The following is a 17,892-nucleotide window of genomic DNA, read 5'->3' on the forward strand; positions in this document are numbered from 1 at the left end:
TCCGGCTTATTTGTTTTTACTTGCTCGTTTTCCTATTGTGAGATGTGATACCCATCTATAGATGGTTCTGTTATCTTCCATTTGTGGTCTTTGCGTACCACATTTATTTATGGGATGTAGGCGAGTGTAATTATAAGTGCCTTTGGGGTTATTGGTAATAAATGTAATATATTCAGCATAAACTGATTCGGCTAACTCTTCTTTGCCAATTGTATAGTCTCGGGATTTTATGATGTCTTCTGCCATTTGTTGCATTGGGCTTTAAGTGCACCATCTCGTTGTGCACTTCTGATCTTTCCCGCTTTCCGTCGAACTTCTTTGATAGTCAGATCGTCAAAGTCACTTCTCAATGTGCGGGTATACTGTTCTTGTGCCAGCGTAGCAAAGACGAAGTTAGATGCGGCTAGATGATATGAGACGTTATCAGATTCCTCGGTTAGTCCCCATCCCATATCGCGCATGCACCTACCAGTAAGTCATTTTTACTACTGTTTGCCAGCGTTTCGATTATAGAATAGTTCCAAACATCACTACCCGGTTTGCATAGTTCTTTTATGGCTTCAATTGGGGAGTAAATCAAATCCCATACACTGAGTTTGAACAACGCAGCTTCTCGTTCAGCATCGGTTAATTTAGCTACTTGTTCAGTACACCAGTATACCGAGGAGTAAGGATATAAGCCGTTCTCATAACTGATAGTGTAGTGACTGAGCGCTATATGTACATGCTCAAGGGTAAAGAGATTATCCGACACAATCACTCCCTACGATGCGTAACCCTTTAACGCTTCCAGCTACCGTTAAATCACCCATTGCAGCCCCTTTTACATATAGTCCCCACCAGTCCATCATAACCTTGCGTTGTTCTAAATAGGTGGCCCGGTTATACGCTGCCCGGACAGAGTTCTTTTCCCCGTGAGCCAGCACCGCTTCTATCGCATCGGGCATAAAGCCTTGCTCATTTAATGCTGTACTGATAATCGAACGGATGCCATGAGCAGTAAGGATATCTTGATACCCCATGCGCTTTAGCGCCATATTTGCCGTTTGGCTGCTCATATGGGTATTTGGAGTAGATCTATGAGGAAAGACAAATTCTCTATGTCCACTGATAGGCTTCATAACTTCAAGAATATCTAAAGCCGGTTGGCATAAAGGCACTGTGTGAGGGCGATCCATTTTCATGGTTTCCGCTGGCACATTCCAGACTCTGTTTTCAAAGTCTATTTCAGACCAACGGGCTTTTACCGCTTCTCCCGGACGCATAGCGGTTAATAATTGCCACTCAATCACTAAACGTGTTTGCCGTTCTATTCTTGCAATGGATAGTGCTTGCATTAATCCGGGGAGTTCTTCGGGTCGAATGGTAGGGTTATGTTTTTTCTTTGGCTTGGGGAATGCTTTGCTTACAGTGGTAAAAGGGTTGGCATCAATAACACCTAAATTCATGGCGTAGTCGATGATCTCTACCGTTCGTTGGGTCAGCCGTTTGATAGTTTCCAAATTACCCCTTGCTTCGATAGGCTTGAGCACTTCCACCAGCATAGGTGCTTTCAGATTTGATATCGGTATTTCGCCAAGTTTGGGGAAAATATCTTTTTCCAATGAGCGCCAGATATCTTTAGCGTAATCCTCGCTGACAGTGGTTTTTTTCACTTCGAACCAGCGGGAAGCAATATTCTTTAAGGTGTTGCCATTCTCTTCCTGCATTGCGGCTGCTTGCTGTTTACGCCAATCAACAGGATCAATATCTTTAGCCAGCATTGCTTTTGCTTCGTCTTTGAGTCGGCGAGCGTCTGCCAGCTTAACAGAGGGATATTCACCAAATGCAATCATCGTGCGCTTTTGGGTGAATGGTTTGTAGTATCTGAAGTACCAAAGCTTAATACCTAATGCTTTAACGAGGAGTTCTAAATTATCCCCGTCACGATAGATCGTATCTTTGGGCTTACCAGTTTTGCTATCAAGATTGGCTTTGGCATTGGATACCGTTGTAGGGGAAAGCGGTGTTATCTTTTTTGGCATCGGGCACCTCTAACCGTAGTAGTAAGTGTTCTATGTGGCAGTAGTAAGCATTTATTGGTGTAGTTGGGTTGTTACTACTAACTTTTTACCTCTTTAGCCTGTACTGTGTCCCTCCGGCGGCCTAGTGTCCTTATTGATATTTTTGTTTAAAATCAAATAATTAAACCTAATTTTTCAAGTTTTGGGACGTGTTCCAAAACATGGTCGGGACAAGGTTTTTAGGGTTTTTTATTTTAAATATCATATGGTTAAGTGTTTAGGGACGGCGGGGCGTCATTTTTTTGCGAAAAACTTAACTATATATGTGTTTCTCTTGGACACTTGGACATTTACGTTTTGGTAGTAAGTGTTTTAGTAGTGTAGACGACTTACTACCAAACATACTAATAAAATTATCGAGTTATAACGATACTTAACGAATACTAACGGGCAATAAAAAAGCCCTAAGTCTTTATGATTTAGGGCTTTTTCTTGGGTTTTAGGTGTATTCCGATGATATCCGAATACTAAATTGGTGGAGCTGGCGGGATTTGAACCCGCGTCCGAAATTCCTACATCCTCGGTACTACATGCTTAGTCTAGTCTTTACATTCGCTTGCCAGCTGCGGACAGACACGCCACTAACAAACTAGCCTGATTGGATTTAACGCTTCAACCCCAGGCAGGGCATCCACGCGATCTCTTTTTGGTTTGACCTCTCTTGATCCCCGTCCTAAGAGCGGAGGCTAGGGAGAGAGGGCTCTGCGCAGGTTATTAAGCTGCTAGGGCGTAGTTTTCGTCGTTTGCGACTATTGTTTTGCGGCTTTTTACGAGGCCAACCGCCCCTCGGCATGCACCTTGGGTTTCGCAAATCCCGTCGAATCCAGAATCAGCCCCAAGTATGTTAAAAGCAAGTATATCAGAATATTGGGCGGCAATGCCAGTGATTAACGCCCTGAATTCTTCATAATTCGCTCTTTATCTAATTTCCACTCACGTTCTTTGATATCTGAACGTTTATCATGCGCTTTTTTACCTTTTGCAACACCGATTTTGACTTTGCTCCAAGCATTTTTCCAATACATGGAAAGCGCAACGATGGTATAACCTTCGCGATTGATTCGACCATACAGTGAATCAAGCTCACGTTTGTTAAGCAGTAATTTGCGTGACCGTGTCGGATCACAAACTACATGGGAAGAAGCAACATTCAATGGCGTGATTGTGGCACCAAAAAGATAAGCGTCACCATCTTTGAGCAAAACATAACTCTCACTGATGTTAGCCTTGCCAGCGCGCAGTGATTTGACTTCCCAACCTTGTAGGGATAAGCCCGCTTCGAATTCTTCTTCGATGAAGTATTCATGGCGGGCTCGCTTATTCATGGCAATTGTTGCCGAACCGGGTTTGTGTGCTTTTTTCTTTGTCATAATGCGTTGTATTATACTGGATGCGTTAGTGAAAGAAATCTCTTCTGCATGATATTTAGCGATAAGTGCACATTTATTGTTCTAAATGTCATCAGGTTTTTATTTAACCACATTTAAATGATACTATTCAGCGCTGTTACGTTTTACAGGAAATGATATGCCACAGATTAATCGCTCTGCGCTAGTGCCTTACAGCGTGGAACAAATGTATAAATTGGTCAATGATGTGACGTCTTATCCAGATTTTTTACCTGGATGTGTGGGTAGCCGTGTAATAAGCAGCAGTAATAATGAAATGACGGCTTCTGTTGAGGTCGCTAAAGCAGGGATCAGTAAGACGTTCGTAACGCGTAATACGTTATTTGATAATGAAAGTATCAGGATGCAGCTTGTCGATGGGCCTTTTCGTAAATTGATGGGAGGCTGGCATTTTACTCCGCTCAGTGAGGATGCCTGCAAAGTTGAGTTACATCTCGATTTTGAATTTACCAATAAGTTGATTGAATTGGCTTTTGGTAAGGTGTTTAAGGAATTGGCCGGTAATATGGTTCAGGCGTTTACCCAACGCGCACGTGAGGTTTATAGTGTCTGAGATCAATATCGAAGTCGTTTATGCTCTGCCTGAACGGCAATATCTGTGTAATGTGAAAGTGCCGCAAGGAGCAACGGTCGAACAGGCGATTGTTGCGTCTGGTCTTTTGACATTACGTAATGATATCGATTTGACCAAGAATAAGATCGGCATTTATAGCCGCCCAACCAAATTAACTGATACGTTGGAAGAGGGAGATCGTGTAGAGATTTATCGCCCTCTAATTGCTGATCCAAAAGAAATGCGTCGTAAGCGCGCAGAACGCGCTAAAAATAATGCTCAACAATAACTATTTATTCGCCAGATATCTACTGGCGAATAAATAAAATCCACATCTCACTGATTCTCTGGCAGTGACTTTTCATTCTTGATATCCGTCAGCACACCTTTGCTATCAAAGCTAAGTGTCAGTGTTTCCTGAGACGCTTTTTCATGGCCAGGCTGTTGACGGAATATGTAATACCAAGTTTGACTTCCAAACGGATCGGTCAGCATTGGTGTTCCCAAAGTGTAAGCGACTTGCTGTTGGGTCATTCCCTTCTGGACTTTTGATACCGCTGCCGGCGTCAGGTAATTCCCTTGATTAATATCAGGATGATAAACAATTCGCTCAAACATGGAGCAACCCGCAGTCAGCATAACAAGCGATACAGTAGCGGCAGTCAATAATTTACAGCGCATAGTAATTACATTCCTTTAGGAGTTAAGCCGTCGATAATAATAAACATTGAAGAGATTGAAAACCTCTACACGTTTACCTATGACTTCAATTATACAAAAAAGTTGTATTAATTTATGCCGCTAACAGCTCTTTTGCATTGGCCAGAGTATTTTTCGTAACCTCACTTCCTGCCAGAAGCCGCGCCAATTCTTGGAGTCGGGCTTTTTTATCCAATAGTTGCATTTGGGTTTCTGTTTCTTCCCCATCGGTCTGCTTGCTAACGTAAAAGTGTTGATGCCCACATCCTGCAACTTGCGGTAAGTGGGTGACACACATGACTTGTGTCGATTCTCCCAATTCGCGCAGCAAGCGACCAACAATTCCCGCTGTTGGGCCACTGATGCCCACATCAACTTCGTCGAAAATCAGTGCTGGTGTTTCCATTTTCTTCGCTGTAATAACCTGAATAGCCAGTGCAATACGGGAGAGTTCACCACCTGATGCCACTTTTGCCAGTGATTGGTGAGGTTGACCGGGGTTGGTTGTGACATTGAATTCAACCTTGCTGGCACCATCGATATTTAAATGTTCAGGTTCAAAAGTGATATCAATAGTAAAACGACCATGGGGCATCGAAAGCTGATGCATGCTGTTTGTTATCAGCTGGCTTAATTCTACAGCGTATTTCTGGCGAACATGATGCAGTTTTTCTGCCACAGTGAGTGCTTGCTGGTAGTGCTGGCTGACAAGTTCACTGAGATGGGCACAATCATCTTCTTGTTGGGATAACTTATGCTGTTCTTCCAACAGTTGTTGGTGCAGGTTTGGTAACTCTTCTGGAGAAACATGATGTTTGCGGGCCATGCTGATTTGCTGGGAGATTTTCTGTTCCAGTTCGAATAAACGGTTAGGATCCAATTCCAGTTGATCGCTGTAATGACGCAATTCATCACTGACTTCGTTAATTTGGATAGCCGCTTCTTCCAGCATGTTAAGCAGTTCATTGAGTTTGTGATCCATGCTGGCAAGTTCTGTCAGTTCATTTCGCGCATAGCTGAGGAGGCTGACAATGTTCTGTTCATCATTATCGCTTAAGATCTGGAGAACGTTCTGACTGACGGATAGGAACTGCCCGCAGTTTGCCAGCCGTTTATATTCGCTATCCTGTTCTTGATAATCGCCTTGTTGTGGTGACAGTTCGTTCAGTTCTTTCAGATGATATTCCAGCAATTGCTGACGTGAACGACGTTCAAGGGCTTGTTGTTGGAATTGGGAAAGGGCCTGGCAGCTCTGGCGCCATTGTTGGTAAGCCTGTTTCATTTCATGCTGAAGTTCAAAATCGCCCGTGTAAATATCCAATAAACGCCTTTGGTGACGATTTTCTAACAGTAATTGATGAGCATGTTGCCCGTGGATCTGAATCAAATGTGAGCCCAATTCACGTAACTGAGAAAGTGGCACGGCAGTACCGTTGATAAAGCCGCGAGAGCGCCCATCAGCGGCAATTGTGCGACGCAGTAGGCACTCATTGTCATCATCAAAACTGCCATCAAGCTGGTGGTCTTCGAGCCATTTACGGGCAGAGGGGGCATCTGCCAGTGAAAAACGGGCACAAAGATCAGTACGTGGAGCACCCGTGCGAACCATATTGGCTTCGCCACGATTGCCGAGACATAAACCCAACGCATCAATCGCGATAGATTTACCGGCCCCGGTTTCCCCAGTGATTGCCGTCATTCCTGAACGGAAATCGATCTCTAGTTCGCGAACGATAGCAAAATTATTAATGGTCAACTGAGTTAGCATTGTGCTCCTCCTGCTTTTTACTGTATAAAAACACGCACTGTGTATAAAAACATGATCCTGTGCATAAAAACATGTCTGTACTTTCATACAGTATAAACTGGTTTTTTATACAGTAAAGTAGGGAGCTTCATTTTTAGAACATTTTTTTCGACCAGCCTAGTTTTGTGCTTAGTGTGTTGAAGTAGTTGTAATCTTTCGGATGAATTAAGTGCAGATTATATTCACTGCGTTTGATAATCACTTCTTCACCATCTTGGATCGGCAGGACGATCTGGCTGTCACAGCTTACTTCGTAGTCACTGCTGTTTTGAGAAAACTTCAGGCGAATGCTGCTTTCACTGCTGATTACGAGGGGACGAGCCGAGAGAGAGTGTGGAAACATTGGCACCAGCACGATGGCATCCAAGTTTGGCGTTAATATTGGCCCCCCGGCAGACAACGAATAGGCGGTGGAACCGGTAGGTGTTGCTATGATTAAGCCATCTGAACGTTGGGAAAAGGCAAAGCGTTCATCAATATAAACTTCAAACTCAATCATATGGGCAACCTTGCCCGGATGTAACACGACTTCGTTTAGTGCGGTGCTACGCCGAGATCTTTGCCCTTTTTTTGTGACCTGAGCTTCGAGCAGAAAGCGTTTTTCGTCCCGATATTCGCCATCCAGAACGTCGGCGAGCTGTTGTAAAGCATTATCGGGATCTAAATCAGTCAGAAAGCCTAAATTGCCCCGGTTGATACCAATGACTTTGATGTCATAGCGTGATAGCACTCTGGCGGCACCGAGCATGTTGCCATCTCCACCTACAACAATCACCAGATCAGCGATTTTACCGATTTCTGTCAGCCCTCCAGTCTGGGCATCTTTTAAATCAATGTCCTTCGCAACCTGTCTGTCGACAATGACGCAATAGCCTTTAGATACCAGCCAATGGTAAAGCATTTCATGGGTGGCCAGTGCTTCAGGGTGACGTGGACGGCCGACAATACCGATGCATTTGAATTCATTATTCATTGCTGTTATTTCCTTCAACATATGGTTTTGCCCTCACAATATGATGTGTTCCCTTGAATCCCGCGTTTTGATCCCCATAATAATCGGGAATGGCGAAGATAATACAAAATACGCGGAGATATTCATGAGTAGTAAAGACCAAAAAGTACCTGACGAGCAAGTCTCAGAAAATACAGAAAATGTATTAGAGCAACAAATGAATGCAGAAAAGGCAGATGCGCCAGAGACTGAAAATGTTGTTGACCCGCGTGTTGCTGAGTTGGAAGAACAACTGAAACAGGCTCAGGTTAACGAACGCGATGCTATGCTGCGTGCTCGTGCTGAAGTGGAAAATATTCGCCGTCGTACCGAGCAGGATGTAGAAAAGGCACATAAATTTGCATTGGAAAAATTTGCCAATGAACTCCTGCCAGTTATCGACAATCTGGAACGAGCACTAGATGTAGCCGATCGTGCCAATGAAGCGCTACAACCTATGATTGAAGGCATTGAACTGACCCTGAAATCTTTTATCGGTGCTGTGGGTAAGTTCGGCATTGAAGTTGTGAGTGACACCAATGTGCCTTTCAATCCTGAAGTGCATCAGGCAATGACCATGATGGAATCTGATCAGCATGAATCTAATCATGTTATGTTGGTAATGCAGAAAGGTTACACCTTGAATGGTCGTTTATTGCGTCCTGCAATGGTTGCCGTTTCTAAATAAAAATTACGGTATTCCGTGATGCAATGCCGCCATTATTCAAAAGGCGGCATTTTTGTGGGTAGAGTTAGGTTACTGAGGTAATTGAGGTGCCCAATCTATCGAGGACAATCCTTGTGTTTCTAACAAGGTGTTCGCTTGTGAAAAATGTTTGCAGCCTAAAAATCCGCGATGAGCAGACAAAGGTGAAGGATGCGGCGCTTTTAATACATGATGGCGCTGTGTATCAATAAAACGGCCTTTTTTCTGAGCATGAGACCCCCAAAGCAGGAAAATGACACCGTGACGATTTTCATTGATTGCAGCAATGACTTTGTCGGTGAATGTTTCCCACCCCAGATTAGCATGGGAATGTGCATTGCCACGTTCAACGGTTAGCACGGTATTGAGCAATAGTACTCCCTGTTTTGCCCAACTGATCAAGCAACCGTGATTAGGGCGAGTAAATCCAGCAATATCCGATTCCAGCTCTTTGTACATATTGACGAGAGAAGGTGGCGCAGGAATACCCGGCTGTACAGAGAAGGCTAGCCCGTGGGCTTGGTTCGGGCCGTGATAAGGATCTTGTCCCAAAATAACCACTTTTACATCGGCCAACTCGGTATAGCGGAATGCGTTGAAAACATCCTGCTGTGGCGGATAAATGGTTTTGCCAGCCTGGCGTTCATTGGCAACATAAGCCAATGTATCAACGAAATAAGGCTGTTTCTTTTCATTGCCGATGACATCGTGCCATGTGAGAGGTGAGGACATAGCCAATCCCTTTCTAGATGATTATCAGATGGGCTTAAGCTTACCGATTCCCTTGGCATAGGGAAACCCTCTGATCCCCATCCAAGCTTAATTCATAGAATTAAAATCTGTTTTTATAAATTATTTTGAAATTTATAAAAATTATTTTATGCGTTTGATGTTTAAAAAATGGATTAAAACATTGGGTTATAGTTTCATTGATAATAACCTTATAAAATTAATTGATTTCAATCAAAGAAACTTCTCATTTGTGCTGGTATACAGGAAATTAAGAAAAAATTTTGACTAAATAACCAAGATGATGATGTTGGAGGTATAAATGATTACTGGGATTCAAATTACCCAATCTGACAATGCTGCATTGATGAATTCTTTTTGGCTGTTGGATGATGAAAAAAATGAAGCGCGTTGTATCTGCGCCAAAGCAGATTACGATGAGGGCCAAATTGTTGCCAAAGATGAATTGGGGCAGTTTGAATATCGCGAAATTCCGTTGGAGGTTAAACCGACTGTGCGTGTAGAAGGGGGACAACATCTGAATGTGAATGTCCTGCGCCGCGAAACCCTGGAAGATGCGGTGAAACACCCTGAAAAATACCCTCAGCTTACCATTCGTGTATCTGGTTATGCAGTGCGTTTTAACTCATTAACCTCAGAACAGCAACGTGATGTGATTACCCGTACTTTTACAGAAATTCTGTGATTTTTTTATAAAGTCAATGGATTAAGAGGGGGCGATTAACTGCCAAATAGCTCAATAATTAGTGACCAGGCTTTTTGCGCGTCAGAGGATTTACCCCCTTGCCACTGGGCTGCAACTTAAAATCTATTGAGTTTAAATAATCTAGCAGGCAGCGAGAGGCTCAGGGCAAACGGGTCTAAATTGAACAATGGGATCAGCCGTGTGTTTTCAATTCATCAAGATAGGGGGATTGGTGGCAGTTTGTGATTTATAATCGGCTCTTTGTTAATGATAACCGTAGAAACTGCCATGAAAGCCACCCCCCTCAGCAACGCCTTTGGACATCTCACTGATCCCCGGTTTAACCGGACTAAGCAGCATTCTCTTATCGACATTCTCACAATATCGATTTGTGCGGTTATCTGCGGTTGTGAGAGTTTCAATGCCATTGAAGAATATGGAAAGTCCAAAGAAGATTGGTTCAGACAATTTCTGGATCTCCCCAATGGCATCCCCCGCCATGATACTTTTAACGATGTGATAAACCGGCTTAATCCACAAGAGTTCGGGGGCGCTTTTACCGAATGGGTGAATAGCTTAGCCAAAATATCTGCGGATATTATTGCGTTGGATGGCAAAACCATGAGGGGGACACTCGATAAAGCCAGCGGTGTTCCGGCTCTCCATTTGGTCAGCGCCTGGTCGGTGGCGAATCAGCTCTGTTTTGGTCAGGTGAAAGTCTCGGATAAATCGAACGAGATCACCGCGATCCCAAAACTTCTGGCACTACTGGATATTGAAGGTTCCCCCCTCACCCTGGGTGCCATGGGCTGCCAACACAAAATAGCCAACCAAATTGTTGAGGATAAGGCCGATTATGTGCTGGCCTTGAAAGGTAATCAGGGCGAATTTTACGACGATAACCGTGTGTGCGGGGCATAGACTGTGCAAAACCGCTTTCATCCAGATAAACAATCGGTTTGTCCGTGTGTTTATAGTGACGGATACGCTCGATAAATGCCTGACGGCGCTGAACGTCAGCGTTGGGATGTTTTAGCGTTTTTTTTGACGGTGATATTCAGCCGTTTTGCTCTTTCGCATTGATAATCATCAGGATAATTTTGGACATCAATAAGGAGCGTCTCATCACGGATTTTCGTGGGCGGTTTATCACGGGTTACACAGGGTTCTATTTTGTGACTCCAGCGAAACAGGGTACGGATAGAGATCTCAAAGTGGGCACTCGTTTGTTCGAAAGTCAACGAATGCTTGTGTTTGTATGCCAGGACTTTTTTTCGGAAAAATACCACAACAACGGAATTGAATGTGACCATGGTAAATTGAAGCGGAGCATTAATCCAGTGTTAGGTTTCAAAACGTTAAAAACAGCGTATGCGACTCTTAAAGGGATTGAAGTGATGCGGGCATTACGCAAAGGGCAAGCCGAAATATTTTATTATGGTCATCCTTTAGGCGAAGGACGTCTAGTGAATAGCGTATTTGGTCTATAACGATTTTTAATCGGAGATGATTCAAACTTACAACTTTATTTGCAACAGTGCCCTCTGTTCTGGGGCGAACAAACTGGGGAGAGCCGGATGCGATAGTCCGATAAGTCAGGTTTCTGAGGAGGGTAGCGACCGGGTAACTCGCTCAAGTTCTCTGATAAGTATGTTTAGTTGCTCATTTTATCGCTAACTGAATAAAGTGCCCCACAGTTTTTTACGCTCTCCCGACCCCTCTTCATATTTTGCTGATACATTCAGCATGGCTCACTGAAGCCGATTTAGGGAGGTGTCCATTACATTATAACTACTAATAGTTATTTAATTGAATTAGTTACATATGATATATTATAGTTAGATAATAGAATGGCTTTCCATAGAAATATGTATATTAAACTTCCAATTAATCGCATTAGCGGTAGGCTCATAGCAGGTTAAAGCCCTTTTAAGTAAAATTTAAATTTTGGTGTGGGTATATCTATCGTGAATGTGTCTAAAAAGTTTGCGTTTTTTCATTTCATTTCATTTCTATTAAGAATATTTGTTTAATTTTAATGTCATGTCTAATGTTTTTATTACGTAGTTTCCTTTTTATACCTTAGGTGTGAAATTTAATCACTAATATGAATAATATCATATAAAACCTAACCATCACGTTTTAATAACAAACTTAATTATCCCTCTCCGTGATAAATATCAATCGGATTATTTCTGTATCATTCTTTGATCTGAATTAAGCATATAAACGTATCACTATATTATTGTCTGTTATCAAATGCAGTGCCCTATTAGAAATTAGAACGATGTTTAGTTGATAGATCAAAACCTGACGCTTTGGAATTATAAAATGAATGTGCCACATAGCCACAACCCATCATTAGAGAATCCTCTTACTTCTTCTCATGAACTATCACTTAGTTCTACTCAACAAGTCGTTTGGCTTGATCAAATTCTTCATCCTGACTCCCCCAATTACAACATCAGTACATTGGTCTGTATCGATGGAGATCTGGATGAAATATTGTTCACTCAGGCGCTTGAAGCCGTTGTTTCTCGCCATGACACATTGCGCTTACGGCTTGTGGATACCCACGGATTACCTCGTCAAAAACTCGTCGATACTTTCTCAGTATCTTTAGCTGTGCACGATTTTTCACAATATGCTGATGCAGAAGCCCAAGCTGCACAGCAAATACACGCTACTTTTATACGCCCGTTCCATTTGTATGGGGAGCTGTGGCGTTCCGAGTTGCTGCGGGTCAGTGATACACGCTGGTACTGGCAATTTTGCTGTCATCATTTGATCTCAGATGGTCTGGGTTTGAGGCTGGTTATCAAAGATCTTACAGATAATTACAATCGCTTGGTCAAGGGGGAAGCATTAGCAGAAGTTGCTCCTTCCTACCTCGACTTTATTGTTGAAGATCGTACCTATCTTGACTCCAAATTACGCGCGCGCGACCTGCAATTTTGGCTGGAACGCTATGAAAAACTGCCTCCAGCCCTAATTCCGCCCTCAAATCCAGACACATCTGTCACACATAAGCCAACAAAACCCGTTCTTTGGCAATTGGATAAAACACTTTTTCAACAGATTGAAGATACAGTGGCCGCTCATGGGTTATCCGTCCTCCATTTTATGTATGCCGTTCTGGCTTGCTATTTCGCACGCAGTGCAGACGCTGAGGAGATTGTTATTGGCGTCCCAGTGCACAATCGCAGAAATGCGAAACAGAAATGTACAATGGGGATGTTCTCATCAGTTATCCCCATCGGAGTGACTGTTCATTCTGAGGATTCTTTTCTTGATGTCATGCGCAAGGCAGCAACGGAATTGCGTCGTTGCTATAAGCATCAGCGGTTGCCAATCGCAGAGATTAACCAGCACACGCAAATCAAACAGAAAACAGGACGTACTCAACTTTTTGATATCATGCTTTCGCTGGAGTTGTTCGAAACTAATGCTAGTATGCAAGGTACCGTCACAACACTTAAGCAATCATATCGTGGCGCCATGTTTCCTCTCACGATAGCTATCTACCAATACACATTTACCCACCTTGAAAACGTAAGCCAACCTGCCACAATCGAATTTAATTACGATACTAATTACCTGAGTCACGAAGAGGTTATTGCCCTTCAATCTCGTTTGGCCCTATTGGTGGAAACCGCCATCACATCTCTGGATATGCCCGTAGGAAAAGCACCGCTATTGCCAGCGGCGGAGCGCCAGCAACTACTGGTGGACTTTAATGCAACCGATGCTGACTTTCCACAACATACTCTGGTACATCAACTGTTCGAACAACAGGCTGAACGCACTCCGAATGCTATTGCAGTAGTGTTTGGAACTCACTCCCTTAGTTACGATGAACTCAACCGTCGCGCTAATCGTTTAGCGCATTACTTGCTCACTTTAGGAGTACAACCCGATAACCGAGTCGCCATCTGCGTTGAACGCAGTCTGGAGATGATAGTAGGGATGCTAGCTATCCTCAAAGCTGGCGGTGCCTACGTGCCGTTAGATCCGGCTTATCCGACTGAACGACTGATGTATATGCTTGATGATGCGGCACCGGTGGCGCTGCTTACCCAGTCTTCACTCACTGAAAGGCTGAACAGTCATCTGCCTACCGTGCTACTTGATACCCAAGCCCCATCCATTTCTGATGAAGAGTCAGAAAAAAATCCTAATGCTCAATCACAGGGGCTGACCTCACGCCATCTGGCGTATGTGATTTATACCTCAGGCTCCACCGGATTCCCCAAGGGAGTGGAAATGCCTCTGGCGGCGTTGTCGAATTTGTTGCAATGGCACCGTCAAAACCCTTCCCATCTCTCCGGGAACGGTAAAACACTACAATTTGCTGCATTAGGGTTTGATGTTGCCTTCCAGGAAATATTTACGACCCTATGTGAAGGTGGATGTTTGGTCTTAATTAATGAAGCCATACGTCGGGAGCCGCAACAACTCCTCCAACTTATTCAGCAAAAACAAATTGACAGGCTCTTCCTTCCCTACATTGCTCTACAACACCTTGCTGAAGCTTCCAGCAGCATTGAAGGCGATTTTACTAGTCTGGCTCACATCGTTACCGCAGGCGAACAATTGCGCATTACACCAGCCATTCGCCGTTTTCTACAACGCGCTGGGTCATGCCAGTTACACAATCACTATGGCCCGACGGAAAGCCACGTGGTTACAGCATATATACTGGACAAAGATATTAATCAGTGGGCAACATTACCTCCCATAGGTCGCCCAATTGCTAACACCCAAATTTATATTCTGGATACGCAAGGCCAGCCAGTGCCCCTCGGCGTGGCAGGTGAAATTCATATCGGCGGTGTTAGCGTGGCCCGTGGCTATCTAAACCGCCCAGAATTGACGGCAGAGCGCTTTATTTCTGATCCATTCTCAGCAACGCCAAATGCCCGTCTGTACAAGACCGGTGACCTCGGCCGCTGGCTGCCCGATGGTAATATCGAGTACCTCGGCCGTAACGATTTTCAGATCAAGCTGCGCGGCTTCCGCATTGAACTTGGAGAAATCGAAGCACGTCTGATTCAGTGCCCAGAAATAGACGAAGCTGTTGTTATTGCCCGCGAGGATATCCCCGGTGACAAACGCCTGGTAGCCTATTTGCGGACTCAGCCTGATATTGAACTGGATCCGACCAAATTGCGCCAGCAACTTGCACAGCATCTAGCCGACTATATGCTGCCTAGTGCTTTTGTCGTGTTGGATACCTTCCCGCTGACCCCTAACGGTAAACTCGACCATAAGGCTTTGCCCGTCCCTGACCAGTCAGCGGTGGTAACGCGTGACTATGAAGCCCCCATTGGTGAACAGGAAACAAAACTGGCTGAGATTTGGCAAGACCTGCTGGGGCTGAAACGTGTCGGCCGCCAAGATCATTTCTTTGAACTCGGTGGTCATTCGCTGATAGCGGTCAGCCTGATTGAACGACTGCGTAATGCAGGATGGTTGCTTGATGTTCGCGGCGTTTTTTCTGCACCAGTGCTTGCTGACATGGCCCAGGCTATTCAGATAAATCAGGATGACTCTGTTTTTATTGTGCCACCCAACCGTATTCCTAAAAACTGCGCCGTTATTACTCCCGATTTGTTGCCCTTGGCAACATTGTCCCAAGCGGAAATCGACACGGTTGTCAAAACCGTAGTCGGCGGCGCGGCCAATGTGCAGGATATCTATCCACTCGCCCCGTTACAGGAAGGCATATTGTTCCATCACCAGCTACAGGAGCAAGGCGATACCTATCTGTTAAGTAGTCTGATTGCCTTTGATAACCGTGAGTGTCTCGATGCCTTCCTTAACGCCTTGCAACAAGTTATCGACCGCCACGATATCCTGCGTACCGCCATCTGCTGGCAAAACGTAACGCAACCGGTACAAGTAGTCTGGCGTCAGGCGCCACTGTCAGTGATTACGTTTGTTCCAACCTCAGAAGACAATGTGCAGGCTCAGTTGCAAGCGCACGCTGATCCACGTCAGCGCCGACTCGATCTGAGTCAGGCACCACTGCTTACCACCGATATCGCTCACGATCCTGACAACCACCAGTGGTTACTGGCGCTGAGTTTCCATCATCTGATTTGTGATCATATGACACTGGCGCTTATCGTTGATGAAATCCGCCTGCTGTTACAAGGTCGTACCGAGGAATTGCCCAATCCGCTGCCGTACCGTAACTTCATTACCCAAACCCTGAGCGTGCCGTCCTCGGTACATGAAGACTACTTCCGTGCCCGACTCGCAGACGTCGATGCACCAACGGCGCCATTTGGCCTGCTTAATGTAAAAGATGGCGGTGAAGATATTGCTGAAACCCGTTTATTGCTGGGTCGCACTCTGGCTGGCGCAATCCACATTCAGGCCCGTCGCTTGGGAGTCAGCTCAGGGGTACTGTTCCATGTTGCCTGGGCGCAAATGTTGGCGCAAATCAGCGGCCGTGATGATGTGGTCTTCGGTTCTGTACTGCTCGGCCGCCTGCAAGGTTCTGTCGGCGCCGACCAAGTGATGGGAATGTTTATCAATACCCTGCCAGTGCGGATATCTCTCGCCGATCGCAGCGTGTTGGAGGTAGTGCAAGCCACCTACTGCGACCTGATGACATTACTGGAACATGAACAAGCACCTCTGGCACTGGCGCAACGCTGTAGCAGTGTTACTCCGCCATTACCGCTGTTTAGTACCTTGCTCAACTATCGCCATAACCAATCAAGCTCCGCTGATGTTGTTTGGGACGGTATCCGCTTGCTGACCAAAGCAGAACGCAACAACTATCCGCTCACTCTCTCGGTAGATGATCTAGGTGAAGATTTTAGTCTGTTGGTTCAAAGCATTGCGGAGATCGATCCCGCTCGAATAGCAGGTTACTTGACCACAGTCATGGGTAATCTGATCGAAACCTTGGCTACCGACCCTCAGCAGCCTATTTGTCGCCTGCCAATCTTGTCCGCCAACGAGCGTCAGCAATTGCTGATGGATTTCAATGCGACCAAAGCTGACTTTCCGCAAAATGCTCTAGTACACCAATTATTTGAACAACAGGCTGAACACACTCCTGACGCTATTGCTGTGGTGTTCGAAGGACGCGCTCTCAGCTACAAGGAACTTAACTGCCGTGCTAATTATCTAGCCCACTCTTTGCTTGCGTTGGGGGTAAAACCCGATGACCGGGTGGCCATCTGTGCTGAACGCAGTCCAGAGATGGTGGTGGGGTTACTGGCTATTCTCAAGGCTGGTGGCGCCTATGTCCCACTGGATCCGGCCTATCCGGCCGAACGACTGGCCTATATGCTGGATGATGCGGCGCCAGTAGCACTACTTACTCAAGCAGCCCTAAGGGAAACACTGGGCAGCAACCTGCCTACTGTAGTGCTTGATGCCCAACAACCCTCTATTTTTGATAAAGAGTCGGCAGAAAACCCCGATGCTCGGGCACTGGGATTGACCTCACACAGTCTGGCGTATGTGATTTATACCTCAGGTTCCACCGGGCAACCCAAAGGAGTTATGGTTGAGCACGGCGGATTCAGAAATTACCTACAGTGGGCTCTTGGACATTATGCTAATGCAAATCGACTAAACAGTATTGTGTCATCACCGGTGGCCTTTGATGCGACTGTCACCAGTATTTACCTGCCCCTGCTTTGTGGCGGCAGAATACAACTGCTTCGTGACGGACAAGAATTGATCGAGTTGATACCCACCCTGTTATCTATGGATGCCACTACTCTGGTCAAGATCACCCCAACCCATTTTGCTGCGGTTGGTCAGGAATTGCTGACGGCAAAACAAACTTGTCCTGAACACTGTTTCATTGTGGGGGGAGAGTCACTTTCTAGTTCAACCGTAGCACGTTGGCGTGAACTTTCTCCTGAATCACGTATTGTCAATGAGTACGGCCCAACCGAAACGGTAGTTGGCTGTATCACGTTTGACGCCAATGAGCTGAATGGTTTCATCGGCAACGTTCCCATTGGCCGTCCAATCGCCAACACCCAGATCTATATTCTGGATGCACAGGGTGAACCCGCGCCTCTCGGCGTTATCGGTGAGATCTATATCGGCGGCACCGGTGTGGCCCGCGGCTACCTTAACCGCCCAGAATTGACAGCGGAACGCTTTATTCCCGACCCGTTCTCAGCCGTATCGGGTGCCCGGCTGTATAAAACCGGCGATCTCGGCCGCTGGCTGCCGGATGGCAATATCGAATAC

The 17,892-nt window shown here is 45.3% G+C and carries 15 protein-coding genes, 1 other RNA gene and 1 pseudogene; 7 read left to right on the top strand and 10 right to left on the bottom strand.

The genetic code is table 11. The annotated features are described in order from the left end of the window. Positions 1 to 227: 227 nt before the first annotated feature. The 5 genes from H8A87_RS14825 to smpB form a co-directional block, all read right to left on the bottom strand. Complete coding sequence (locus H8A87_RS14825; RefSeq protein WP_198690717.1) at positions 228 to 461, bottom strand: hypothetical protein; 234 nt, start codon at positions 459 to 461, stop codon at positions 228 to 230. After that, positions 437 to 754 (bottom strand): hypothetical protein, encoded by a 318-nt coding sequence (locus H8A87_RS14830; protein ID WP_198690718.1) that lies wholly within the window; start codon positions 752 to 754, stop codon positions 437 to 439. Before H8A87_RS14830 ends, H8A87_RS14825 begins: the two co-directional genes overlap by 25 nt. Continuing rightward, a complete protein-coding gene (locus H8A87_RS14835; RefSeq protein ID WP_198690719.1) occupies positions 744 to 2,024 on the bottom strand; it encodes an integrase domain-containing protein in 1,281 nt (426 codons plus the stop codon). Before H8A87_RS14835 ends, H8A87_RS14830 begins: the two co-directional genes overlap by 11 nt. Before the next feature lie 512 nt (positions 2,025 to 2,536). After that, positions 2,537 to 2,900: a transfer-messenger RNA gene (ssrA, locus tag H8A87_RS14840) on the bottom strand. A gap of 50 nt (positions 2,901 to 2,950) precedes the next feature. Beyond that, positions 2,951 to 3,433, bottom strand: a complete 483-nt coding sequence (smpB, locus tag H8A87_RS14845) for an SsrA-binding protein SmpB (RefSeq protein WP_198690720.1) — start codon at positions 3,431 to 3,433, stop codon at positions 2,951 to 2,953. A 157-nt stretch (positions 3,434 to 3,590) separates the two neighbouring features. On the opposite strand from smpB, the gene H8A87_RS14850 reads away from it, so the two are divergent. Next, the gene (locus H8A87_RS14850) at positions 3,591 to 4,025 is read left to right on the top strand and encodes a type II toxin-antitoxin system RatA family toxin (protein ID WP_198690721.1); all 435 of its coding nucleotides are present in this window, start codon (positions 3,591 to 3,593) and stop codon (positions 4,023 to 4,025) included. Continuing rightward, positions 4,018 to 4,314, top strand: coding sequence for an RnfH family protein (locus H8A87_RS14855; RefSeq protein WP_198690722.1), 297 nt, complete (start codon positions 4,018 to 4,020; stop codon positions 4,312 to 4,314). Before H8A87_RS14850 ends, H8A87_RS14855 begins: the two co-directional genes overlap by 8 nt. Positions 4,315 to 4,361: 47 nt before the next feature. Here the strand turns inward: H8A87_RS14855 and bamE are convergent, their stop codons facing one another. From bamE to nadK, 3 genes are all read right to left on the bottom strand, one after another. Continuing rightward, positions 4,362 to 4,706 carry an outer membrane protein assembly factor BamE gene (gene bamE / locus H8A87_RS14860; protein ID WP_198690723.1) on the bottom strand — a complete coding sequence of 115 codons (345 nt, stop codon included), beginning with the start codon at positions 4,704 to 4,706 and terminating at the stop codon, positions 4,362 to 4,364. A gap of 112 nt (positions 4,707 to 4,818) precedes the next feature. Beyond that, positions 4,819 to 6,492, bottom strand: a complete 1,674-nt coding sequence (gene recN / locus H8A87_RS14865; RefSeq protein ID WP_198690724.1) for a DNA repair protein RecN — start codon at positions 6,490 to 6,492, stop codon at positions 4,819 to 4,821. 133 nt (positions 6,493 to 6,625) lie between these two features. Then, entirely contained in the window at positions 6,626 to 7,504 is an 879-nt protein-coding gene (nadK, locus tag H8A87_RS14870) for an NAD(+) kinase (protein ID WP_198690725.1), read from the bottom strand. Positions 7,505 to 7,628: 124 nt separating this feature from the next. Between nadK and grpE the strand changes: the two genes are divergently transcribed. Next, positions 7,629 to 8,210 (top strand): nucleotide exchange factor GrpE, encoded by a 582-nt coding sequence (gene grpE / locus H8A87_RS14875; RefSeq protein WP_198690726.1) that lies wholly within the window; start codon positions 7,629 to 7,631, stop codon positions 8,208 to 8,210. A 69-nt stretch (positions 8,211 to 8,279) separates the two neighbouring features. Here the strand turns inward: grpE and ung are convergent, their stop codons facing one another. Further along, a complete protein-coding gene (ung, locus tag H8A87_RS14880; protein ID WP_198690727.1) occupies positions 8,280 to 8,960 on the bottom strand; it encodes a uracil-DNA glycosylase in 681 nt (226 codons plus the stop codon). A gap of 319 nt (positions 8,961 to 9,279) precedes the next feature. Here ung and grcA point away from each other — a divergent pair, with 319 nt between their 5' ends. After that, a complete protein-coding gene (gene grcA / locus H8A87_RS14885) occupies positions 9,280 to 9,663 on the top strand; it encodes an autonomous glycyl radical cofactor GrcA (protein WP_198690728.1) in 384 nt (127 codons plus the stop codon). Between the two features lie 267 nt (positions 9,664 to 9,930). Next, positions 9,931 to 10,584: an ISAs1 family transposase gene (locus H8A87_RS14890; RefSeq protein ID WP_232370281.1), complete on the top strand. Its 654-nt coding sequence runs from the start codon at positions 9,931 to 9,933 to the stop codon at positions 10,582 to 10,584. A 95-nt stretch (positions 10,585 to 10,679) separates the two neighbouring features. Here H8A87_RS14890 and H8A87_RS14895 read toward each other — a convergent pair whose 3' ends face one another. Next, on the bottom strand, positions 10,680 to 10,976 hold the full coding sequence (locus H8A87_RS14895; protein WP_198690729.1) for an IS630 transposase-related protein: 297 nt from the start codon (positions 10,974 to 10,976) through the stop codon (positions 10,680 to 10,682). Between H8A87_RS14895 and H8A87_RS14900 the strand changes: the two are divergent. Continuing rightward, positions 10,944 to 11,153 (top strand): annotated as a pseudogene (locus tag H8A87_RS14900) (DDE-type integrase/transposase/recombinase); the annotation flags it as partial. The gene H8A87_RS14895 and the pseudogene H8A87_RS14900 overlap by 33 nt on opposite strands. 841 nt (positions 11,154 to 11,994) lie before the next feature. After that, positions 11,995 to 17,892, top strand: a 5,898-nt coding sequence (locus tag H8A87_RS14905; protein ID WP_198690730.1) for a non-ribosomal peptide synthetase, incomplete at its 3' end; no start/stop codon positions are given.

It is taken from the genome of Xenorhabdus lircayensis, from assembly GCF_016306625.1.
GTDB classification, from domain to species: Bacteria; Pseudomonadota; Gammaproteobacteria; order Enterobacterales; family Enterobacteriaceae; genus Xenorhabdus; species Xenorhabdus lircayensis.

Excerpts from the sequence above, each read along its gene's own strand:
- H8A87_RS14825 (WP_198690717.1), bottom strand. The coding sequence starts at position 461 with ATGCGCGATATGGGATGGGGACTAACCGAGGAATCTGATAACGTCTCA.
- H8A87_RS14835 (WP_198690719.1), bottom strand. The coding sequence starts at position 2,024 with ATGCCAAAAAAGATAACACCGCTTTCCCCTACAACGGTATCCAATGCC.
- smpB (WP_198690720.1), bottom strand. The coding sequence starts at position 3,433 with ATGACAAAGAAAAAAGCACACAAACCCGGTTCGGCAACAATTGCCATG.
- H8A87_RS14850 (WP_198690721.1), top strand. The coding sequence starts at position 3,591 with ATGCCACAGATTAATCGCTCTGCGCTAGTGCCTTACAGCGTGGAACAA.
- bamE (WP_198690723.1), bottom strand. The coding sequence starts at position 4,706 with ATGCGCTGTAAATTATTGACTGCCGCTACTGTATCGCTTGTTATGCTG.
- recN (WP_198690724.1), bottom strand. The coding sequence starts at position 6,492 with ATGCTAACTCAGTTGACCATTAATAATTTTGCTATCGTTCGCGAACTA.
- nadK (WP_198690725.1), bottom strand. The coding sequence starts at position 7,504 with ATGAATAATGAATTCAAATGCATCGGTATTGTCGGCCGTCCACGTCAC.
- grpE (WP_198690726.1), top strand. The coding sequence starts at position 7,629 with ATGAGTAGTAAAGACCAAAAAGTACCTGACGAGCAAGTCTCAGAAAAT.
- ung (WP_198690727.1), bottom strand. The coding sequence starts at position 8,960 with ATGTCCTCACCTCTCACATGGCACGATGTCATCGGCAATGAAAAGAAA.
- grcA (WP_198690728.1), top strand. The coding sequence starts at position 9,280 with ATGATTACTGGGATTCAAATTACCCAATCTGACAATGCTGCATTGATG.
- H8A87_RS14890 (WP_232370281.1), top strand. The coding sequence starts at position 9,931 with ATGATAACCGTAGAAACTGCCATGAAAGCCACCCCCCTCAGCAACGCC.
- H8A87_RS14895 (WP_198690729.1), bottom strand. The coding sequence starts at position 10,976 with ATGGTCACATTCAATTCCGTTGTTGTGGTATTTTTCCGAAAAAAAGTC.